Here is a 3132-nt window from a genome sequence, read left to right as displayed (position 1 = left end):
GCACCCCAGCAGCCGCCGGCACCGCCGCAGTCGCCCACCGCGCCGCCGCCCCCGGTGCCGCCCGCGTCCTGACCGGGCGCCGGCACGACACGATCGGCCTCAGCCGCGCAGGATCTCCAGCGCGGCTGAGGCCGCGTTGTGTCCGCCGACACCGCTGACGGCACCGCCCCGGGTGGCGCCGGAGCCGCAGACCAGGATGCGCTCGTGCCCGGTCGCCACGCCCCAGCGTTCCGCCGGGGTGACGGGGTCCGCATCCCCGTCGAGCCAGGGCCACGACAGCGCGCCGTGGAAGATGTCGCCGCCGCGCATGCCCAGGCTCTGCTGCAGATCCTCGGTGGTGCGCGCCTCGATGCACGGGCGGCCGTCGGCCGTCTCGTAGAGGCAGTCCTCGATGGGCTCGGCGAGCACCGAGTCGAGCGATCGCTGCGCCGCCGCGAGCAGCTCTGCGCGCAACGCGTCGTTGTCGCCGCCCGCGGCGATCCGGTGCGGCACGTGCAGCCCGAACAGGGTGAGCGTCTGAGCGCCCGACGCGCGCAGCTGCGCACCGAGGATCGTCGGGTCGGTGAGGGAATGGCAGTAGATCTCGGCCGGGAGGGGATCGGGGATGCCGCCGCCCGCGGCGCGCGCGTGCGCGGCATCCAGCTGGGTCATCGTCTCGTTGATGTGGAACGTGCCCGCGAACGCCGCCGTCGGTGCGACCTGCTCGTCTTTCAGCCGCGGCAGGCGCGTGAGCAGCATGTTGAGCTTCACCTGCGCACCCTCCGGGCTCGCCGCGGGGTCTTCGCCGAGCAGCTCGGACAGCACCGCCGGACCGACTCCGGACAGCACGAGCCGTCCCCGCAGCGTCTCCGTGGGGGTGGTCACCTCCCCGTCGGGCGTCACCGCGGTCACGGTCACGCCGGTGCGGATCTCGGCGCCGGCCGCCCGCGCGGCCCGTTCCAGCTCGGCCGTCACCTGACCCATGCCGCCGACAGGCACATCCCAGTCCCCGGTGCCGCCGCCGATCACGTGGTAGAGGAAGCAGCGGTTCTGGCGCAGGGATGCGTCGTCGGCTTTGGCGAAGGTTCCGATCAGGCCGTCGGTCAGGGCGATGCCGCGCGCGATGTCCGTGTCGAGGCTGTCGCGCAGCAGGGCGCCGAGGGGCTGCTCCACGACGGCCTCCCACAGTGCGTCGTCCCCGAGCCGGGCACGCAGCGCGGATGCCGCCGGCAGCGGATCGGTCATCGTCGGGAACACCGTCCGCGCCAGCGGCGCGAGCCGCTCGGAGAACGCGGCGAACCGGCTCGCCTCAGCGGCGTCGCCGGTGACCCGCAGGAACGAGGCGGCGGTGGCGGCGGCATCCTGCGTGTCGACCAGGATGCCGCGCTCGGGCGCGGTCGGGTCGGGCGTGTACGAAGAGTAGCGACGGCGCTTGAGGCGGATGTCGAGGCCGAGGTCGCGGATGATCCGCTGCGGCAGCAGGCTCACGAGATACGAATAGCGGGAGAGACGGGCATCCACACCGGGCCATGGCCGCTCCGAGACCGCCGCTCCGCCGACGTGGTCCAGCCGCTCCAGCACCACCACCGTCAGGCCGGCGCGGGCCAGGTAGGCGGATGCCACGAGGGCGTTGTGCCCGCCGCCGACGATGACGACGTCGTGGGTGGCGGGGTCGGAGGTGCGACGCTGCATGATTCCACGCTAGCGGCGGGACACCCGCACTCCGGCCGACCGGACCCGCACCGGATCAGTACCGTGGAGGCATGAGCTCACCTGCGCCCGAATCCCTTCCCGGTACCGACGACCTCGTCGCGCTCGAGCGCATCGCCGTCGACATCGTGCGCGAAGCGGGGGAGCTCGCCCGCCGCCGTCGCGCCGAGGGGGTGCACATCGCCGCGACCAAATCCGCCGCCGCCGACATCGTGACCGCCGCCGACCGCGAGGTCGAGCTGCTCATCCGTGCGCGGCTCGCCGAGCTGCGCCCCGACGACGGCTTCCTCGGCGAGGAGTCCGGCGCCGAGCGCGGCACCACCGGCGTCACGTGGGTGGTCGACCCGATCGACGGCACCGTCAACTACGCGTACGGCATCCCGGCGTACGCCACGAGCGTCGCGGCGGTCGCCGGAGAGCCCGACCCGCAGAGCTGGACCGCGCTCGCCGGAGCCGTGTACAACCCGGTCACCGGCGAGCTGTTCCGGGCGACGCTCGGTCAGGGCGCCTGGCTCGAGCAGGATTCCGATCCGGATGCCGCCCCGGTGCGCCTGCAGGTGAACGACGAGCCGGGCCCCGCGGGGGCTCTCGTCGCCACGGGCTTCGGATACGACCCGGCCACGCACGCCGGCGACCTCGAGCGGGTGGAGCGCGTGATGCCGATGGCACGCGACATCCGGCGCATGGGGTCGGCGGCCCTCGACCTGGCGTTCGTCGCCGCGGGCCGCCTCGACGGCTACTTCGAGCGCGGCATCCACCCGTGGGACCACGCCGCCGGCGGGCTGCTCGTGACGGAGGCGGGCGGCGTCCTCGGCGGGGAACCCGGCGGGCGCCCCGGCAACACGATGGCCATCGCGACCGGCCCCGCACTGTTCGAGCGGATCGAGTCGGCGGTTCGGACGCGCTGACCGCGCGCGTGTCTACCGGTTTCCCAGCCGAAGCCGGTAGTGTTTACCTGTTCGTTATCTTCGGCCCCCAACGATGATGCGGACATCCTCCCCTTTCCGTCGCGTTTACCCCGTGCGATTCGACCGAGAGCAGAGCTGTGCCTTCAGAAGAGCGTGCCCCCGCGGCGCCCCTGACACGACGCGCTGCTCGGCGGGCCCTGCCGTCGAGCGGACCGGCGCAGCTGACCCGCCGTCAGCTGCGAGACGCCGCGGGCATGCCTCGTCATTCCGACCCCTTCGTGCGCCAGCAGGATGTCGAGCCGGTCGTGCAGCTCGAGGTCGTCGCGCCGGTCGTCGCCGAGCCGTCCGCTCCCGTCATGGTCGAGCCGCTCGCAGTGGCCGAACCGGTCGTCGAGCCCGCCCCGCACGCGGAACCCGCCGCACCGACCGCTGCGAAGCCCGTCGCACCGCGGGTCGACGAGTTCGAGCGCGCTGCGCAGCTGTTCGCCTTCACCGGTGAGAACGCCACCATCTCCACCACCTCCAGCACGTCGGC

The 3132-nt window shown here is 73.5% G+C and carries 2 protein-coding genes and 1 pseudogene; 2 read left to right on the top strand and 1 reads right to left on the bottom strand.

Translation table 11 applies throughout. The features are described 5' to 3' along the window. Positions 1 to 99: 99 nt before the first annotated feature. Entirely contained in the window at positions 100 to 1671 is a 1572-nt protein-coding gene (locus VJR25_RS14350) for an NAD(P)/FAD-dependent oxidoreductase (protein ID WP_324116186.1), read from the bottom strand. Between the two features lie 71 nt (positions 1672 to 1742). Here VJR25_RS14350 and VJR25_RS14345 point away from each other — a divergent pair, with 71 nt between their 5' ends. Then, a complete protein-coding gene (locus VJR25_RS14345) occupies positions 1743 to 2597 on the top strand; it encodes an inositol monophosphatase family protein (RefSeq protein ID WP_324116184.1) in 855 nt (284 codons plus the stop codon). A 254-nt stretch (positions 2598 to 2851) separates the two neighbouring features. Next, a pseudogene (locus VJR25_RS14340) lies at positions 2852 to 3132 on the top strand (hypothetical protein); the annotation flags it as partial.

Origin of the sequence: Microbacterium sp., assembly GCF_035277845.1 — a bacterium.
Lineage (GTDB): Bacteria > Actinomycetota > Actinomycetes > Actinomycetales > Microbacteriaceae > Microbacterium.
The sequence above is the reverse complement of the archived record's forward strand: the minus strand, read 5'-3'. Positions and strand labels throughout refer to the sequence as shown.